The organism is Mycobacterium sp. 852002-50816_SCH5313054-b (assembly GCF_001667185.1).
In the GTDB taxonomy this organism is placed as follows: domain Bacteria; phylum Actinomycetota; class Actinomycetes; order Mycobacteriales; family Mycobacteriaceae; genus Mycobacterium.
Genome location: NZ_LZIC01000097.1, coordinates 77625 through 96190, shown reverse-complemented (window position 1 = coordinate 96190; position 18566 = coordinate 77625). Strand labels below are relative to the sequence as shown.

Here is an 18566-nt window from a genome sequence, read left to right as displayed (position 1 = left end):
CTCGGCGTCGACCGCGTCGAGGTGCTCGGTTGGCTCGTCGAGCAGCACGATGCGGGCCGGCGCAAGCGCGGCGCGGGTGCGCCGGGGGCGCCGGCGCGGGGCCCGGGGCCGGGTTGGCGGGCGGCGTCGGCCCCCCGGCCGAGTTGCCCAGGGCCAGCAGCATTTCGGCCGTTCGGCGGGACAACTGCCAACCCCCTTGGAAGGGGGTGAACTCCATCGGAAACGTGAATTTGCCGTTGTTCGCCTGGGCGGTATTGACCGTCACGGTGGCCCGCACGTGGGACGGATTCTTGTCCGACCACGCGACGTCGGTCGCCGCGAACGTCATCGGCAGGTAGCCGTTGTCCCGCAACGCGTTGGTGAAGTTGTCCAGGGTGGCCGCGCTCTCGGCGGTCGCGCCCTCGACGAGGCCCACCTTGTTGCCGCCCGGCACGTTGGAGTCGGCGAGCCGGTTCAGCACGTCGATCAGGGCGTCGGCCGCCGGCAGCGGAGCGGTCGGGGGAGTCGCGACGACGAGCGGAGTCGACGTGGCCGGGCCGCGCGACGTCGGCGAGGACACCACCTTGGGGCCGGCGTGCGAGCATCCGGCGAGCCCGATCGCCGCCACCGCGGCGGCGGCGCTCAGCACAACGGACAGGCCTTGCTGCATGCGGTTCGTTCTGGTTAGGCGCCCGCGGCCACCGGCGGGCCAACGGGTGCAATGGATGTCACAGCGGGGGCCGCAGCGCCGGGGAAGACGGCGCCGGCGCAGCCCGTGGCGAGCGCTTTTGGGGCCACGGTCGTCCTTTCGCTCGGCGCGATTCGTGGCAGAGATTACCAGTGGAACCAAAGTCTTAACTTTTCGTGAGCATTTGACTGCGCACATCAACCGGCAATCGCCGGTAGCGTTGAAGTACCACCGCGAATCTCGGGGCGGGAAAGGAGCGCAACATGGGTGACTCAGAGCGTTCTGAAGCATTCGGCAACACCGGTGACGCTGGCATGTCCAGCGCCGACGCTGCCGAACTGGAACAGTTACGCCGTGAGGCAGCGGTGCTGCGCGAACAACTCGAGCACGCGGTTGGAACGCCCGGCAGCACTCGGTCTGCCCGCGACGTGCATCAGCTCGAAGCCCGCATCGACTCCCTCGCGGCGCGCAATTCCAAGTTGATGGACACCCTCAAGGAGGCGCGCCAGCAATTGCTGGCGCTGCGGGAAGAGGTCGACCGCCTCGGGCAGCCGCCCAGCGGCTACGGCGTTTTGCTGGGCGCGCACGAGGACGACACCGTCGACGTTTTCACCTCGGGCCGCAAGATGCGCCTGACGTGCTCGCCCAACATCGAGGTCGCAACGCTCCGGAAGGGGCAGACGGTCCGCCTCAACGAGGCCCTGACCGTCGTCGAGGCCGGCACGTTCGAATCGGTCGGCGAGATCTCCACCCTGCGCGAGGTGCTGAACGACGGGCACCGGGCGCTCGTGGTCGGGCACGCCGACGAGGAACGCATCGTGTGGCTGGCCGAGCCCCTGGTCGCCGAGGACCTGCCGGACGGCGTTCCCGACGCACTCAACGACGACACCAAGCCCCGCAAGCTGCGCCCGGGCGACTCGCTTCTGGTCGACACCAAGGCCGGCTACGCCTTCGAGCGCATCCCCAAGGCCGAGGTCGAAGACCTGGTGCTGGAAGAGGTGCCCGACGTCAGCTACCAGGACATCGGTGGCCTGACGCGCCAGATCGAGCAGATCCGCGACGCCGTCGAGCTGCCGTTCCTGCACAAGGAGCTCTACCGCGAGTACGCACTGCGCCCGCCCAAAGGTGTGTTGCTCTACGGCCCGCCCGGCTGCGGCAAGACCTTGATTGCCAAAGCGGTCGCGAACTCGTTGGCCAAGAAGATGGCCGAGGTGCGCGGCGACGACGCCCGCGAGGCGAAGTCGTACTTCCTCAACATCAAGGGCCCGGAGCTGCTGAACAAGTTCGTCGGCGAGACAGAGCGGCACATCCGGCTGATCTTCCAGCGCGCCCGCGAGAAGGCGTCGGAAGGGACGCCGGTGATCGTGTTCTTCGACGAGATGGATTCGATCTTCCGCACCCGCGGCACCGGCGTCTCCTCGGACGTCGAGACGACGGTGGTGCCGCAGTTGCTCAGCGAGATCGACGGTGTCGAGGGCCTGGAGAACGTCATCGTCATCGGCGCCTCCAACCGCGAGGACATGATCGACCCCGCGATCCTGCGGCCCGGTCGCCTCGACGTGAAGATCAAGATCGAGCGCCCGGATGCCGAGGCGGCGCAGGACATCTTCTCGAAGTATCTGATCGAGTCGCTGCCGCTGCACGCCGACGACCTCGCCGAGTTCGACGCCGACCGCACCGCCTGCATCAAGGCGATGATCGAGAAGGTCGTCGAGCGGATGTACGCCGAGATCGACGACAACCGGTTCCTGGAGGTCACCTACGCCAACGGTGACAAGGAAGTCATGTACTTCAAGGACTTCAACTCCGGGGCGATGATCCAGAACGTCGTCGACCGGGCGAAGAAGAACGCCATCAAGTCGGTGCTGGAGACCGGTCAGCCGGGCCTGCGCATCCAGCACCTGCTCGACTCGATCGTCGACGAGTTCGCCGAGAACGAGGACCTGCCCAACACCACCAACCCCGATGACTGGGCGCGGATTTCGGGCAAGAAGGGCGAGCGGATCGTCTACATCCGCACCCTGGTCACCGGCAAGTCGTCGAGCGCGTCGCGTGCCATCGACACCGAGTCGAACCTGGGTCAGTACTTGTAAACATTTGTCGGTCACACCGACTAACGTCGCCCGGGTGCGGCTCGAATTCCATCCCGGTGACGACGACGCGTACCTCGAGTCGCGCGACGCACTGCTCGGCGAACTCCACGCCTGGCTGGGTGCGTCCGAGTCCGAGCGGGACGATGTGGTCTCCGACGTTGCGTTCTTCCTGGACTGGCGGTATCGCGAATCGAGCGGTGTCCTCGACGAGTTCACGCCCGGCGAGCTGGCGGAGTTTCTGGTCGACTGGTGTCCGCGCCGGTTGACCGGGCGCCCGGACGCGGCGGTGGGTTTGTGCTACGCCATCGGTGTCTACGTCGATTTCATGGCGGCCACCGAACGCCTCGCTGGCGGAGTCGAGCGTGCGTCCCGGCTGCGAAGAATGGTCGACGATCTCGCCCCGACCGTGCTGGCTGAATCGCGCGACCCTACACGCGCCGCGGACCCGTCCAGCTCAGACGAGGACGATGAGAGGTTTCAAGCTGCGCTGGCGGAAATTGAAGAGCGGTACGGCCCCGGACCGATCGAGGAGCCGGATCCCTACGAGTTGCCGTTCATCTATATCCCGCCGCCGCCGGCCGACGTCGAGACCGCGGCGACAGCGGCGCCGTTGCTCGCGAAACTCGAATCCCTGCGCGACTATCTGGACGTTGACGGAAAACAGCTGACCGACAAGGGAAACCTGAAGCTGGCCGATGGTCGCGCGCTGGTCGAGCGGCTCGACACCGGCGACGAGATGGACCCCCGGATCGGCGACAAGACATGGCGGACCTCGTCTACGGCGGATTTGCCGCAGTTGAACTTCATCCTGGCGATCGCCAAGGCGGTCGGGGCCGTCCGGACGCACCAGCGTCGGTTGGTTCCGGTGAAGGCATGGGCCACTCGCCCGACCGTCCAGCGGGCCGCGGCGCTGTTCGCGGCGATCGTCGAACTGGGCACGTTGGAGTCGCTGTACTCGGGCCGTATCTGGTACCTCGACGAAATGCACGAGTTGCTCGACGACGGGATCGTGCATTGGCTGGCCCCGCTGCTCGCCGACGACGCCGCGGAGATTCCTTTCGCGTCCGTCCTCGAGTGGGCTCAATCGGTGGTTGATCGGCGGATCGCGACCCGCGCGCGGGACTGGGTGCGGGATCTCGACGCGTTCACCCGGCGGGACATGAGTCGGATCTTCGAGGTCTTAGAGGACGCGGGCGTGGTGAAGTGGGCCGGCCGCATCGAGGTCCCCGAGGAATTTGGGCCCAGCCACTGGACGGATGGCACGCTGACGCTGACTGCCCTTGGTCGGCACGTCCTGCCGGATTATCTCGATGACGCCGGGTACCTGCTGCGTCGCGGGGACAGTCTCGCCGCGGGCGATGGCGCAGAGTTGATCGACGCGATGTTGGCGGCGGCCGATACGCAGCACGAGTCCCTGGTGGCCGGGTGGCAGGCCGGCCGTCCGGTTGCCGAGCGGGTGCAGATGCTCACCGAGGCCATCGCGGCGGCGTCGAGCGCCGCGAGTCGGATGATGGGCTTCGTCGCGCTGCATATGTTCGACATTGAGGTGGTCGAGCCGCTGGTTCGCCAGCTATTGGATACGCCGGTTGCCGGACATGCGGCGCTGTGGTTGATGTCGGTCGACCGCGCCGACGCCGAGACCCTCGGCAGCTTCGTCGATACCGCGGTGCTGGTCGACGTGCTCGCCGGCAGCGTGGACGACCCGGAAGAGCTATGCCGCCTTTTCAGCGCTGCAGAGGAACCGTTGCAGCTGCTCGAAAACATGTGGCGGCACCGCGCGCCCGAGACGGCGCCGGTCCTCGATGCGCTTGGTCGCCACCTGCCGGACCGGACGCTCGCCAAGGCCGCGCGCAAGGCCGCGGTACGCCACCGCAGCTGGATCGCGAATCGCCCCTAGATCACGTCTCGAGCGAGTAGCTGTTGGTCAGGTTGTCCTGCAGCACTTGGGCGGCTTCGGTTCTGGTGTCCACCCGCAACTCGTCGGTGAGCACGCGCGGCTGGTAGCTCCACCCGCCCGGCAGCTCCAGCCGGCTGGCCAGCCCGGGCAGGTCTTCGCGCTTCAGGTTCGGGTCGGCGACCTGGCTCCACGTCTGCATGACCCAGCGCTTGCCGTGGGGGTCGATGAGTTCGTAGACCTCCTCGCCGGCGTTGAAAACGAACACCGTATGCCGGCTCACCTTGTTGACGGTGAAGGGCGACGGGTTCATCGAGGACAGCAGGACGGTGGCCTGCAGGATCATTTCGATGCCCCCGAAGGTCTTCGTCACCTGCGGGCCCTGCTGTTCCTTCTCGATGGAGTTCATCAGCCAATAGCGGGGGCCGTTGAGCAACGCTGCGGCCGCGCCGTTTTCGGCGGCGATCGCGTGCGGGTCCAACGCCGACCACAGCTCGGCGGGGCAGTCGTTGAGCGGGAAGCTGTTGTAGACGGTGGCCTGCGGGCCGGCCTCGCCGGGGGTCACGAGAAGCACTTCGCCGTAACGCATTCCAGCCAGGTCGGTCATCCGTGTGAAATTAATCACTGGCGCCGGTGGCGTCAACTTCACACGCCGTCGCCGCCACGGCGCCGCGGTAGCGGTTGCGCGCGATCAGCGTCGCGTGCAGGTCCTCGATCAGCGGGTCGAGGAACGTGGAGCGGTATTCGGCATCGCCGGCCGCGCGGGCGCTGATGTACATGAACGTCAACGCCCCGAGGAACAAGGTCATGTGGATCAGCGAATCGGGAACCGGCAGCGTGAATCCCAGCACCGTCGCGGTGCTTGTGTAGGTGTGGGTCCATTCGTTCAGCAGCGACGGCGTGAGCACGATCAGGCCCAGCACCAAGTAGATGGTTGCGGTGACCACCGCGACCACGAGGATTTGCGCCATTTGCGACGCGGCCAGCACGAAGACGACGTTGAGGCGTTCGGCCCGGGTCAGCGGCGCGCAGTCGGGGGTGTCCGGCATGTCCGCGAAGGGCGTCTCGGCAAGCCGTTCACTGTCTTTGGGCAGCGCCGCCATCGTCGACCGCAGCGCCGGCCTGGCCCGTTCCCAGGTCGCCGAGACGACGAAGGCCACGGCGATCGAGAGCAGAAAGGCGATCGCCAGCCCCAGCCGTTGCCCGCTGATCGTCTTGGCCATGATCCACACGTAGGTGTTGAAGAAGACCAACGCGGTCAGCAGCACCACCGGCAGGGCGCGGACGACCAGGGCCCCCACGGTGGCAAGGTGCGACAGCATCATGCGCACCGCCCACCCGACGACGGATCCGACGCCGCAGCCGGTCAGGATCAGCACCGCGGCCGCGACGATGGCCTCCTGCACCAGTTCCCTGGGTCCGCCCACGGTGATCCCGACGCACGCCACGACGATCACCGCGAGGGTCGACACGGCCGCGCGGGTCCGGCCGCGCCGTGACCGCGACACCACCCAGCCGACGACCGCCATCAGCGGAAGCGCGACCGCGAGGATCCCCAGCACTACCACTTGGGGGGCCGTCGGGTCCCCGGTGATGTCGACATCGTGGCCGCCGGTGAGCAGGTAGATCGGCAGGATGCAGGCCTGCAGAGTCCCGTAGGCGGCCAGCATGGGGGCCGACCGCGGCCAGAGCCGTCGCCACCGGGACCGCCGGGTCAGCACCGAGGGCAAACCGCGCTCGAGGAACCAGCTTTCGGCCCCATACCCAGGAGAAGCGCTCGCCGTCCCCGGCGACCGCCGCAGAGAAGAGCTCATGCGGGCTCACCCTAGTGGCGACGGCCCGCACGATGGCCGATACCGCGCCGAATTCGGGTCCCCAGATCACCCCGCCGAGCGGGCTGCATCGTCGGCGGGCCTATCTTGAAGTAATGCAAAGGATTATCGGGACGGAGGTCGAGTACGGCATCTCGTCGCCGTCGGACCCGACCGCCAACCCGATCCTCACCTCCACGCAGGCGGTGCTGGCCTACGCGGCCGCCGCCGGCATCCAGCGCGCCAAGCGCACCCGCTGGGACTACGAGGTGGAATCGCCGCTGCGCGACGCCCGCGGTTTCGACCTGAGCCGCTCGGCCGGTCCACCCCCGGTGGTCGACGCCGACGAGGTCGGCGCGGCCAACATGATCCTGACCAACGGGGCGAGGCTTTATGTCGACCACGCGCACCCGGAATACTCCGCGCCCGAGTGCACCGACCCGCTGGACGCGGTGATCTGGGACAAGGCCGGTGAGCGCGTGATGGAGGCCGCCGCCCGGCACGTCGCCAGCGTGCCCGGGGCCGCCAAGCTGCAGCTCTACAAGAACAACGTCGACGGCAAGGGCGCCTCCTACGGATCGCACGAGAACTACCTGATGTCGCGGCAGACGCCGTTCTCGGCGATCATCGCCGGGCTGACCCCGTTCCTGGTGTCGCGCCAGGTGGTCACCGGCTCGGGCCGGGTGGGCATCGGGCCCGCCGGTGACGAGCCGGGCTTCCAGCTGTCGCAGCGCTCGGATTACATCGAGGTCGAGGTCGGGCTGGAGACCACGCTCAAGCGCGGCATCATCAACACCCGCGACGAACCCCACGCGGACGCCGACCGGTACCGCCGGCTGCACGTGATCATCGGCGACGCCAACCTCGCCGAGACGTCGACGTACCTGAAGCTGGGCACCACCGCACTGGTGCTCGATTTGATCGAAGAGGGTCCCGCGCACGGGATCGACCTGAGCGACCTGGCGCTGGCGCGCCCGGTCCACGCCGTCCACGCGATCAGCCGCGATCCGTCGCTGCGCGTCGCGGTCGCCCTGGCCGACGGCCGCGAGCTGACCGCCCTTGCGCTGCAACGGATTTACCTCGACCGGGTGGCCAAGCTGGTCGACGGCCGAGACCCCGACCCCCGCGCGGCCGACGTCGTCGAGACCTGGGCGGACGTGCTCGACAAGCTCGAGCGCGACCCGATGGACTGCGCCGAGCTGCTGGACTGGCCGGCCAAGCTGCGGCTGCTCGAGGGTTTCCGGCAGCGCGAGAACCTGAACTGGTCGGCGCCGCGGCTGCACCTGGTGGACCTGCAATACTCCGACGTCCGGCTGGACAAGGGCCTGTACAACCGGCTGGTCGCGCGCGGTTCGATGAAGCGCCTGGTAAGCGAACACCAGGTGATCGATGCCGTCGACAATCCGCCGACGGACACCCGCGCCTACTTCCGCGGCGAATGCCTGCGCCGGTTCGGCGCCGACATCGCCGCGGCCAGCTGGGACTCGGTGATTTTCGACCTCGGCGGCGATTCGCTGGTGCGCATCCCGACGCTGGAGCCGCTGCGCGGCAGCAAGGCCCACGTCGGGGCGTTATTGGACTCGGTGCACAGCGCGGCGGAACTGGTGGAACAACTGACCAGCTAACGGACGTTAGACGGGAAACGTCGGCGTTGACCGGTAATGTAGAGAAGACCAGCGGGCGTGTGAGCGGCCGATAACTAAGCAGGAGGCGGCGATGGCTCAGGAGCAGACCAAGCGTGGTGGTGGCGGAGGCGATGACGATGACTTCGGCGACGCCACGGCCGCTGGCCAGGAGCGTCGCGAAAAGTTGGCCGAAGACACCGACGACCTGCTCGACGAGATTGACGACGTCCTTGAGGAAAACGCCGAGGATTTTGTCCGCGCGTATGTCCAAAAGGGCGGACAGTGACCTGGCCTTTCTCGAATCGCCTGTCCACCAACTCCGCCCTTCCCGGGAACCCGGCTATAGACCTGTCCTCGTTTGCTGATTTCCTCCGCCGTCAGGCGCCCGAGCTGCTGCCGGCAAGCCTCAGCGGCGGCTCCGGGGGCGGCGCGGGTGCCCAGCTGCCGCATGGGACGACCATCGTCGCGTTGAAATACCCCGGCGGCGTGGTCATCGCGGGCGACCGGCGCTCCACGCAGGGCAACATGATCGCCGGGCGCGATGTCAAGAAGGTGTACATCACCGACGACTACACCGCGACCGGCATCGCCGGCACCGCCGCGATCGCCGTCGAGTTCGCCCGGCTGTACGCGGTGGAACTCGAGCACTACGAGAAGCTCGAGGGCGTGCCGCTCACCTTCGCCGGCAAGGTCAACCGGCTGGCGATCATGGTGCGCGGCAACCTGGCCGCGGCGATGCAGGGGCTGGTGGCCCTGCCGCTGCTTGCGGGCTACGACATCCACGCGCCGGACCCCGAAAGCGCGGGCCGCATCGTCTCATTCGACGCCGCCGGCGGCTGGAACATCGAGGAAGAGGGCTACCAGGCCGTCGGGTCTGGCTCTATCTTCGCCAAGTCGTCGATCAAGAAGTTGTACTCCCAAGTCTCCGACGTCAATTCGGCGGTGCGCGTGGCCGTGGAGTCGCTCTACGACGCCGCCGACGACGACTCCGCCACCGGCGGGCCGGATCTCGTTCGCGGCATCTATCCGACGGCGGTCACCATCGGCGCCGAGGGTGCGGCCGACGTGCCGGAGAGCCGCATCGCCGAACTGGCCCGCGAAGTCATCGAAAGCCGTTCGCGCGCAGATACTTTCGGCCCGGACGCCGAGCCGCGGGGGGATAAGTGAGCTTCCCTTATTTCATCTCGCCCGAACAGGCGATGCGCGAGCGGAGCGAGCTCGCGCGCAAGGGCATCGCGCGGGGCCGCAGCGTGGTGGCGCTGGCCTACGCCGATGGCGTGTTGTTCGTCGCGGAGAACCCGTCGCGGTCGTTGCAGAAGATCAGCGAGATCTACGATCGCGTGGGTTTCGCGGCCGCTGGCAAGTTCAACGAGTTCGACAATTTGCGCAGGGGCGGAATCCAATTCGCCGACACCCGCGGCTACGCCTACGACCGCCGCGACGTCACCGGCAGGCAGCTGGCCAACGTCTACGCCCAGACCCTGGGCTCCATCTTTACCGAGCAGGCCAAGCCCTACGAGGTCGAGTTGTGCGTTGCCGAGGTCGCCCACTTCGGCGAGACGAAACCGCCTGAGCTGTACCGGATTCTGTACGACGGGTCGATTGCCGATGAGCCGCACTTCGTGGTGATGGGCGGCACCACCGAGCCGATCGCCACCGCGCTCAAGGAGTCGTACGCCGAAAACGCCGACCTTCGTCAGGCTTTGGGCATCGCCGTGGCGGCGCTGCGCAAGGGCAGCGCGGAGGCGTCCAACGGCGACCAGCCGTCCATCGACGTGAGCAGCCTGGAGGTTGCCATCCTGGATGCCAACCGGCCGCGACGGGCGTTTCGGCGGATCACCCGTCCCGCCCTGGAAAGCATGCTCGCCGAGCTGGATTCCAAGGGTTCGAAAGCGAAGCGCAAGGCCCCCGATTCGGGCGAGAAGTCCGGCGACTAGATCGGCCCTGCCGGTCGCCGGCGAGCTGGGGCTGCTGGTGCCTGTGGGACCGGTGGGTTCCGCCGTCGACCGCGCCGGCGGGATCGGATCGGGCCAATAACATCCGTGGGCGCGGCTTGCTCACCTTCGCGGTCACACAACCAGTACCCTCGATTACGTGCAGCGACGAATCATGGGCATCGAGACCGAGTTCGGTGTCACCTGCACGTTCCACGGCCACCGCCGCCTGTCTCCGGACGAGGTCGCGCGATACCTGTTCCGCCGGGTGGTGTCGTGGGGCCGCAGCTCCAACGTTTTCTTGCGCAACGGCGCCCGCCTCTACCTCGACGTGGGCAGCCATCCCGAGTACGCGACCGCCGAATGCGACAGCCTGGTCCAGCTCGTCACCCACGACCGGGCCGGCGAATGGGTGCTCGAGGACCTGCTTGTCGACGCCGAGCAGCGGCTCGCGGACGAGGGCATCGGCGGCGACATCTACCTGTTCAAGAACAACACCGACTCGGCGGGCAACTCCTACGGCTGCCACGAGAACTACCTGATCGTGCGGGCCGGCGAGTTCTCCCGGATCTCCGATGTGCTGCTGCCGTTCCTGGTCACCCGCCAGCTGATCTGCGGGGCGGGCAAGGTGCTGCAGACCCCCAAGGCCGCGACCTTCTGCCTTTCCCAACGCGCCGAGCACATCTGGGAGGGGGTCTCCTCGGCCACCACCCGCAGCCGCCCGATCATCAACACCCGCGACGAGCCGCACGCCGACGCCGAGAAATACCGTCGGCTGCACGTCATCGTCGGCGACTCCAACATGTGCGAGACGACCACCATGCTCAAGGTCGGCACCGCCGCGCTGGTCCTGGAGATGATCGAGGCCGGCGTCCCGTTCCGCGACTTCTCGCTGGACAACCCGATCCGCGCCATCCGCGAAGTCAGCCACGACGTCACGGGCCGCCGCCCGGTCCGGCTGGCGGGCGGGCGGCAGGCCAGCGCCCTGGACATCCAGCGCGAGTACTACAGCCGCGCCGTCGAGCACCTGCAGACCCGGGAGCCCAACGCGCAGATCGAGCAGGTCGTGGACTTGTGGGGTCGCCAGCTGGACGCCGTCGAGAGCCAGGATTTCGCCAAGGTGGACACCGAGATCGACTGGGTGATCAAGCGCAAGCTGTTCCAGCGCTACCAGGACCGCTACAGCATGGAGTTGTCCGACCCGAAGATCGCCCAGCTGGACCTGGCCTACCACGACATCAAGCGCGGCCGTGGCGTCTTCGACCTGCTGCAGCGCAAGGGCCTGGCCACGCGGGTGACCACTGATGAGGAAATCGCCGAGGCCGTCGACCACCCGCCGCAGACCACCCGCGCCCGGCTACGCGGGGAGTTCATCAGCGCCGCGCAGGCCGCGGGCCGCGACTTCACCGTCGACTGGGTGCACCTCAAGCTCAACGACCAGGCGCAGCGCACCGTGCTGTGCAAGGACCCGTTCCGGGCGGTCGACGAGCGGGTCAAGCGGCTGATCGCAAGCATGTAGGCGCGCCGCGTGGCGCAAGCGCGCGAACCCCATCGAATAACCTGGTGCAAATGGCGACCTCGAAAGTCGAGCGGTTGGTCAACCTCGTCATCGCTCTGCTGTCCACCCGCGGCTACATCACCGCCGAAAAGATCAGGTCCAGCGTCGCCGGCTACTCCGACAGCCCCAGCGCCGAGGCGTTCTCGCGGATGTTCGAGCGCGACAAGAACGAATTGCGCGACCTCGGCATCCCCCTGGAGGTCGGTCGCGTATCGGTCACGGACCCCACCGAGGGCTACCGGATCAACCGCGACGCCTACGCGCTGCCGCCGGTGGGGCTGACGCCGGACGAGGCGGCCGCGGTGGCCGTCGCCACGCAGCTGTGGGAGTCACCCGAACTGATCACCGCCACCCAGGGCGCGTTGCTCAAGCTGCGCGCCGCCGGGGTGGACGTCGATCCGGACGCGCCGGTCGCCATCGCGTCCCCGGCCGGGGTCCCGGGCCTGCGCGGGTCGGAGGACGTCCTCGGGATCCTGTTGTCCGCCATCGATTCCCGCCAGGCGGTGCAGTTCCCGCACCGGCCGTCGCGGGCCGAGCCCTACACCACCCGCACCGTCGAGCCGTGGGGTGTCGTCACCGAGAAGGGCCGCTGGTATCTGGTCGGCCACGACCGCGACCGCGACGCCACCCGCACCTTCCGGCTGTCCCGGATCGGCGCGGATGTCACGCCGATCGGCCCGCCCGGCGCGGTGACCGTGCCCGAGGGCGTTGACCTGCGCAAGATCGTGGCCCAGACGGTCACCGAGTGGCCGGGTGGGGGACAGGCCCGGGTCTGGGTCGCCGACGGTCGGGCCACCGCGCTGCGGCGCGCCGGAAGGTCGATCGGCGCGCGGGAGCTGGCCGGCCGCAGCGGCGAGGTGATCGAACTCGACATCGCATCCGCCGACCAGCTGGCGCGCGATGTCGCCGGCTACGGGCCCGACGCCGTCGCGCTCGAGCCGCAATCCCTGCGCGACGACGTCGTGGCACGGCTGCGGTCGCACGTGGAAGTGGGCCGCTGATGACACCCGTGTCGACCCGGTTGATCCGGCTGCTCAACATGGTGCCGTACTTCCAGGCCAATCCGAAGGTCACCCGGGCCAAGGCCGCCGCCGACCTGGGGGTGTCCGCCAAGCAGCTGGAGGAGGACCTCAACCAGCTGTGGATGTGCGGTCTGCCCGGCTACTACCCGGGTGACCTCATCGATTTCGAGTTCTCCGGCGACACCATCGAGGTGACCTTCTCGGCGGGCATCGACCGGCCGCTCAAGCTCACCTCGCCGGAGGCGACCGGGCTGCTGGTGGCGCTGCGGGCGCTGGCCGACATTCCGGGGGTGGTCGATCCGGAAGCGGCGCGCAGCGCGATCGCGAAGATCGAGGCCGCCGCCGGCGCCGTCGGGCAGGACACCTCGGCTGCGGCGGCGGTCGACGAGCCCGCGCCCGTCGAAAGCCGCGCCGCGAGCGCGGTGCGCACCGCGGTGCAGTACAAGCACGCGCTGGCCATCGACTACTACTCCGCCTCGCATGACACCCTGACCAGCAGGATCGTCGACCCGATTCGCGTCCTGCTGATCGGCGGCCACAGCTACCTGGAGGCCTGGTCGCGCGAGGCCGAAGGGGTTCGGCTGTTCCGCTTCGACCGGATCGTCGACGCCACCGAGTTGGGCGAACCGGCCGCCGCGCCCGAACCGGCGCGGCACGCGCCGCCGGACACGTCGCTGTTCGACGGCGATCCGGCACTGCCGTCGGCCCGGCTGGCGGTGGCGCCGGCGGCCTCGTGGATGTTCGAGTACTACCCGATGCGGGAGGTGCTCGAGCTGGCCGACGGATCGTGTGAGGCCGTGATGACGTACGCCTCCGAGGACTGGATGACGCGCCTGGTGCTGGGCTTCGGGTCGGCCGTGCGGGTGCTTGAACCCGAGTCGCTGGGCCGACGGGTACGGGATGCCGCCGCCGCGGCCCTGGAGTCCTACCAGGTCGCGGCGCGGCCCCGGTAGCTGAGGCCGCCGCTGCGGTAGCATCGGGTGGACGTCTGGAGGTAATCAAAGTGGGCAGTCTTAGTCCGTGGCACTGGGCGATCCTCGCTGTCGTAGTGATCCTGCTGTTCGGTGCCAAGAAGCTCCCCGATGCGGCGCGCTCGTTGGGCAAGTCGATGCGCATCTTCAAGTCCGAGATGCGCGAAATGCAGACCGAAGGCAAGCCTGAAGCTCCCTCGATCGAGACCGCTGCGCCCGTGCAGTCGCAGCGGGTCGACCCGCCGGCGGCCACCGAGCAGGGCCACACCGAAGCGCGCCCGGCGTAGCCGCGTCGCCGGGGTGCCCGAGCGCCACTGACCGACCGCTAACACCGTGAAAGGTTTCAAGGTTTCAGCGCGCACCGCCGGCTTGCTGAAACGGCTCAATCCTCGCAATCGGCGCAGCCGCAGCAATCCCGACGCGACGATGTCGCTGGTCGATCACCTGACCGAGCTGCGCACCCGCTTGCTGATCTCGCTGGCCGCGATCCTGTTGACGACGATTTTCGGCTTCGTCTGGTACTCGCACCCGATCTTCGGGCTGGAAAGCCTCGGCGAGTGGCTGCGCCACCCGTACTGTTCGCTGCCGCAGTCGGCGCGGGCGGATATCAGCGCAGGCGGGCAGTGCCGGCTGCTGGCCACGGCGCCGTTCGACCAGTTCATGCTGCGGCTCAAGGTCGGTATGACGGCCGGGATCGTGCTGGCCTGCCCGGTGTGGTTCTACCAGTTGTGGGCGTTCATCACGCCGGGGCTCTACCAAAAGGAGCGCCGCTTTGCGATCGCGTTCGTGGTGCCCGCGGCGGTGTTGTTCGTCGTCGGCGCGGTGCTGGCCTACTTCGTGCTGGCCAAGGCGCTGGGCTTCTTGCTGACCGTCGGCAGCGACGTGCAGGTGACCGCCCTGTCCGGGGACCGCTATTTCGGCTTCCTGATCAACCTGTTGGTGGTGTTCGGGGTCAGCTTCGAGTTCCCGCTGCTGATCGTCATGCTCAACCAGACGGGCATGCTGACCTACCAGAAGCTCAAGGCGTGGCGGCGCGGGCTGATCTTCGGCATGTTCGCCTTCGCGGCCATCTTCACACCCGGATCCGACCCGTTCTCGATGACGGCGCTCGGGGTGGCGCTGTCGGTGCTCCTCGAGTTCGCCATCCAGATCTCGCGGTTGCACGACAGGCGCAAGGCCAAGCGCGAGGCCCAGGTCACGATTCCCGACGACGAAGCCTCGGTCATCGAGCCGCCCGAGCCGGTGCCGGCGCCCTCCTTCACCGCCGGTCAACATGACGACGTCACCTAGACCTCCTCTCCGCGAGCGCGCGTGTTTGCACGCCGACACGCCGTATTTCCTGTACATCTGCGCGCCCTCGCGGGATCTGGCGACGGCGTGACCGAACTGGCCGAGCTGCCTCGGTTCACCGCGGAACTGCGCTTTACGCTCGACGACTTTCAGCGGCGGGCCTGCGCGGCGCTGGAACGGGGCCACGGGGTGCTGGTGTGCGCGCCGACCGGCGCCGGTAAAACGGTGGTCGGCGAATTCGCGGTGCACCTGGCGCTGGCCTCCGGCGGCAAATGCTTTTACACCACGCCGCTCAAGGCGCTGAGCAACCAGAAGCACACCGACCTGACCGAGCGCTACGGCCGCGACCGGATCGGGCTGCTGACCGGCGACATGTCAGTGAACGGCGACGCGCCCGTCGTGGTGATGACCACCGAGGTGCTACGCAACATGCTCTACGCGGATTCGCCCGCGCTGCAAGGGCTTTCGTATGTGGTGATGGACGAGGTGCATTTCCTGGCCGACCGGATGCGGGGACCGGTGTGGGAGGAGGTGATCCTGCACCTGCCCGAAGAGGTGCGGGTGGTCAGCCTCTCGGCGACGGTGAGCAACGCCGAGGAGTTCGGCGGCTGGATCCAGACCGTCCGCGGCGACACCACCGTCGTCGTCGACGAGCACCGGCCCGTTCCGCTGTGGCAGCACGTCCTGGTGGGCAAGCGCCTGTTCGACCTGTTCGACTACGACAACGAGGCCGACAAATCGCGCGTCGACCCCGACCTGGTGCGCCACATCGCGCATCGCCGCGAGGCGGACCGGATGTCGGACTGGCAGCCGCGCCGAAGGGGCGCGGGGCGCGCCGGGGTGGGACGGCCGCGCTTCTACCGGCCGCCCGCGCGGCCGGACGTGATCGCGATCCTCGACTCCCAGGGCCTCCTGCCGGCGATCACGTTCGTGTTCTCCAGGGCCGGTTGTGACGCCGCAGTGCAGCAGTGCCTGCGTTCGCCGCTGCGGCTGACCACCGAGGAGGAGCGCGCCCAGATCGCCGAGGTGATCGACCACCGCTGCGGTGATCTGGCCGACGCCGACCTGGCGGTGCTCGGCTATTACGAGTGGCGGGAGGGGCTGCTGCGGGGTCTGGCGGCCCACCATGCCGGGATGCTGCCGGCGTTCCGGCACACGGTCGAGGAGCTGTTCACCGCCGGCCTGGTCAAGGCGGTGTTCGCCACCGAAACCCTGGCGCTGGGCATCAACATGCCCGCGCGCACGGTGGTGCTCGAACGGCTGGTCAAGTTCAACGGCGAGCAGCACGTGCCGCTGACGCCGGGGGAGTACACGCAGCTCACCGGCCGCGCCGGCCGGCGCGGCATCGACGTCGAGGGCCACGCGGTGGTGCTCTGGAACCCCAGCGAGGAAACCACCGAACCCTCCGCGGTGGCCGGGCTGGCCTCCACCCGCACCTTCCCGCTGCGCAGTTCGTTCGCACCGTCGTACAACATGACCATCAACCTTGTGCAGCACATGGGCCCCGAACAGGCGCACCAGCTGCTCGAGCAGTCGTTCGCGCAATACCAAACCGACCGTTCCGTCGTCGGCCTGGTCCGCGGCATCGAGCGCGGCCAACAGATGCTCGACGAGATCGCCGCCGAGCTCGGCGGGCCCGACGCGCCGATCTTCGAATACGCCCGGCTGCGCGCGCGGATTTCGGAGATCGAGCGCGCGCAGTCCCGCGCGTCGCGGCTGCAGCGGCGGCAGGCGGCCACCGATGCGCTGGTCGCGCTACGGCGCGGCGACATCATCACGATCACCCATGGCCGGCGCGGCGGGCTGGCGGTGGTGCTGGAGTCGGCGCGCGACGGCGACGACCCGCGCCCGCTCGTGCTGACCGAAAACCGTTGGGCGGGGCGGATTTCGTCGGCGGACTATTCGGGCGCGACGGCGCCGGTCGGCTCGATGTCGTTGCCCAAGCGCGTCGAATACCGCCAGCCACGGGTGCGGCGGGATCTGGCGTCGGCGCTGCTGTCGGCCGCCGCCGGGCTGGAGGTTCCGGCGACGCGCCGCAGCGCTCGCGCGGACGTCGACGGCGCGCTGCACGACCCGGAGCTGGCGTCGCTGCGGGCGGAGCTGCGCGGGCATCCCGCCCACAACAGTGCCGGGCTCGAGCCCCGGATGCGGGAGGCCGAACGCTACCTGCGCATCGAACGCGACAACGCGCAACTGGACAAAAGGGTGGGCGCCGCCACCAACTCGCTGGCCCGGACGTTCGACCGGATCGTCGGGCTGCTCACCGAGCGCGGCTTCATCCGGGGTCCGGCCACCGATCCCCACGTCACCGACGACGGCAGGTTGTTGGCCCGCATCTACAGCGAGAGCGACCTGCTGGTCGCCGAATGCCTGCGCACCGGCGCGTGGTCGGGTTTGACACCGGCCGAGCTGGCGGCGGTGGTCTCGGCGGTGCTGTACGAGACCCGCGGCGGTGACGGCCCGGGTGGCGCGCTTGCGGCCGAGGTGCCCACACAGCGGTTGCGCCAGGCGCTGCAGCAAACGTCGCGGTTGTCGACCGCGCTGCGCGCCGACGAGCAGGCGCACCGGATCGCCCCGAGCCGCGAACCCGACGACGGCTTCGTCAACGTCATCTACCGGTGGGCCCGGACGGGGGATCTGACCGCGGCGCTGGCCGTCGCCGACATCCAGGGCGCCGGCTCGCCGTTGTCGGCGGGGGACTTCGTGCGTTGGTGCCGCCAGGTGCTAGATCTGTTGGACCAGGTGCGCAACGCCGCACCGGATCCAGAGCTCCGGGCCACCGCCAAGCGCGCCATCAACGACGTTCGGCGCGGCGTCGTTGCAGTTGACGCCGGGTAGGCTAGGCCCGAGCTACCGTTACAGGGCGCTAATAGCGCGAGACACAAGGGAACTGAGGAGAGACGATGAGCGGACCGCAGGGATCGGAGCCGGGCCACGAGTGGCAACCGCCCGGTCAGACCGGCGATCAGTCCTCGGAGCCTACGCAGGTCGGATCGCCCTGGCAGCAGCAGCAGCCGGGCCAGGACGCGACGTGGCAGGCTCCGGCCTACACGCCGGCCACCCCGCCCGCCGAGTATCCGCAGTACCAACCGCCGACCGAGCAGGCCTACCCGCAGCAGTACCCCCAGCAGCAGCCCGGTTACGGCCAACCCGGGCAGTACGGCGCGCAGCCGCCCCAGTACGCCCAACCCGGCCAGTACGGCCAGCCCGGGCAGTACGGTCAGCCGGGGCAGTACGGCCAGCCCGGCCAGTACGGTCAGCCAGGGCAGTACGGCCAGCCCGGCCAGTACGGTCAGCCGGGGCAGTACGGCCAGCCCGGGGAATACCCGCAGCAGTACCCGCCCTACCAACAGCCGGCGAGGAAGCGCTCCACGGCGCTGATCGGCGGCGTGGCCGGCGCGATCGCCCTGCTGGTCGTCGCGGTCGTGCTCGTGCTCGGCTTCTGGGAGCCCGGGTTTTTCGTCACCACCAAGCTCGACGTCAACAAGGCCCAGGCCGGCGTCCAGCAGATCCTCACCGACGAGACCAACGGCTACGGCGCCAAGAACGTCAAAGACGTCTCCTGCAACCACGGCCAAAACCCCGTGGTCAAGAAAGGCGGCACCTTCGACTGCGACGTCAGCATCGACGGCGCCAAGAAGCACGTCACGGTGACCTTCCAGGACAACAAGGGCACCTACGAGGTCGGCCGGCCGCAGTAG

The 18566-nt window shown here is 68.6% G+C and carries 16 protein-coding genes; 13 read left to right on the top strand and 3 right to left on the bottom strand.

Going from position 1 to position 18566, the window contains the following annotated elements; all coding sequences use genetic code 11:
* Positions 1-649: hypothetical protein (locus tag A5787_RS19330; protein WP_066969885.1), on the bottom strand; the 649-nt coding region annotated here is incomplete at its 3' end.
* A 281-nt stretch (positions 650-930) separates the two neighbouring features.
* On the opposite strand from A5787_RS19330, the gene arc reads away from it, so the two are divergent.
* Both arc and A5787_RS19320 read left to right on the top strand, forming a co-directional pair.
* A complete protein-coding gene (gene arc, locus A5787_RS19325) occupies positions 931-2760 on the top strand; it encodes a proteasome ATPase (RefSeq protein WP_066969882.1) in 1830 nt (609 codons plus the stop codon).
* Between the two features lie 34 nt (positions 2761-2794).
* Positions 2795-4657 (top strand): hypothetical protein, encoded by a 1863-nt coding sequence (locus tag A5787_RS19320; protein ID WP_066969903.1) that lies wholly within the window; start codon positions 2795-2797, stop codon positions 4655-4657.
* 1 nt (position 4658) lies between these two features.
* Here the strand turns inward: A5787_RS19320 and A5787_RS19315 are convergent, their stop codons facing one another.
* Both A5787_RS19315 and A5787_RS19310 read right to left on the bottom strand, forming a co-directional pair.
* Positions 4659-5261, bottom strand: a complete 603-nt coding sequence (locus A5787_RS19315; RefSeq protein ID WP_066969880.1) for a hypothetical protein — start codon at positions 5259-5261, stop codon at positions 4659-4661.
* Between the two features lie 10 nt (positions 5262-5271).
* The gene (locus A5787_RS19310; RefSeq protein WP_082977322.1) at positions 5272-6468 is read right to left on the bottom strand and encodes a hypothetical protein; all 1197 of its coding nucleotides are present in this window, start codon (positions 6466-6468) and stop codon (positions 5272-5274) included.
* Between the two features lie 113 nt (positions 6469-6581).
* Between A5787_RS19310 and dop the strand changes: the two genes are divergently transcribed.
* From dop to A5787_RS19255, 11 genes are all read left to right on the top strand, one after another.
* Positions 6582-8090, top strand: a complete 1509-nt coding sequence (dop, locus tag A5787_RS19305) for a pup deamidase/depupylase (protein WP_066969876.1) — start codon at positions 6582-6584, stop codon at positions 8088-8090.
* Between the two features lie 91 nt (positions 8091-8181).
* A complete protein-coding gene (locus A5787_RS19300; protein WP_066932182.1) occupies positions 8182-8376 on the top strand; it encodes a ubiquitin-like protein Pup in 195 nt (64 codons plus the stop codon).
* Positions 8373-9257 (top strand): proteasome subunit beta, encoded by an 885-nt coding sequence (prcB, locus tag A5787_RS19295; RefSeq protein WP_066969874.1) that lies wholly within the window; start codon positions 8373-8375, stop codon positions 9255-9257. Before A5787_RS19300 ends, prcB begins: the two co-directional genes overlap by 4 nt.
* Complete coding sequence (gene prcA, locus A5787_RS19290; RefSeq protein WP_066969872.1) at positions 9254-10027, top strand: proteasome subunit alpha; 774 nt, start codon at positions 9254-9256, stop codon at positions 10025-10027. Before prcB ends, prcA begins: the two co-directional genes overlap by 4 nt.
* Before the next feature lie 157 nt (positions 10028-10184).
* Positions 10185-11543 carry a Pup--protein ligase gene (gene pafA / locus A5787_RS19285; RefSeq protein WP_156764025.1) on the top strand — a complete coding sequence of 453 codons (1359 nt, stop codon included), beginning with the start codon at positions 10185-10187 and terminating at the stop codon, positions 11541-11543.
* Positions 11544-11593: 50 nt separating this feature from the next.
* Entirely contained in the window at positions 11594-12583 is a 990-nt protein-coding gene (locus A5787_RS19280) for a YafY family protein (RefSeq protein WP_066969868.1), read from the top strand.
* Positions 12583-13557 (top strand): YafY family protein, encoded by a 975-nt coding sequence (locus A5787_RS19275; RefSeq protein ID WP_066969866.1) that lies wholly within the window; start codon positions 12583-12585, stop codon positions 13555-13557. Before A5787_RS19280 ends, A5787_RS19275 begins: the two co-directional genes overlap by 1 nt.
* A 50-nt stretch (positions 13558-13607) precedes the next feature.
* Positions 13608-13862, top strand: coding sequence for a Sec-independent protein translocase subunit TatA (gene tatA, locus A5787_RS19270; protein ID WP_066969864.1), 255 nt, complete (start codon positions 13608-13610; stop codon positions 13860-13862).
* Between the two features lie 46 nt (positions 13863-13908).
* A complete protein-coding gene (gene tatC, locus A5787_RS19265; RefSeq protein WP_156764024.1) occupies positions 13909-14865 on the top strand; it encodes a twin-arginine translocase subunit TatC in 957 nt (318 codons plus the stop codon).
* 87 nt (positions 14866-14952) lie between these two features.
* Entirely contained in the window at positions 14953-17703 is a 2751-nt protein-coding gene (locus A5787_RS19260) for an RNA helicase (protein ID WP_066969862.1), read from the top strand.
* Positions 17704-17768: 65 nt separating this feature from the next.
* Positions 17769-18566 carry a DUF4333 domain-containing protein gene (locus A5787_RS19255; protein ID WP_066969860.1) on the top strand — a complete coding sequence of 266 codons (798 nt, stop codon included), beginning with the start codon at positions 17769-17771 and terminating at the stop codon, positions 18564-18566.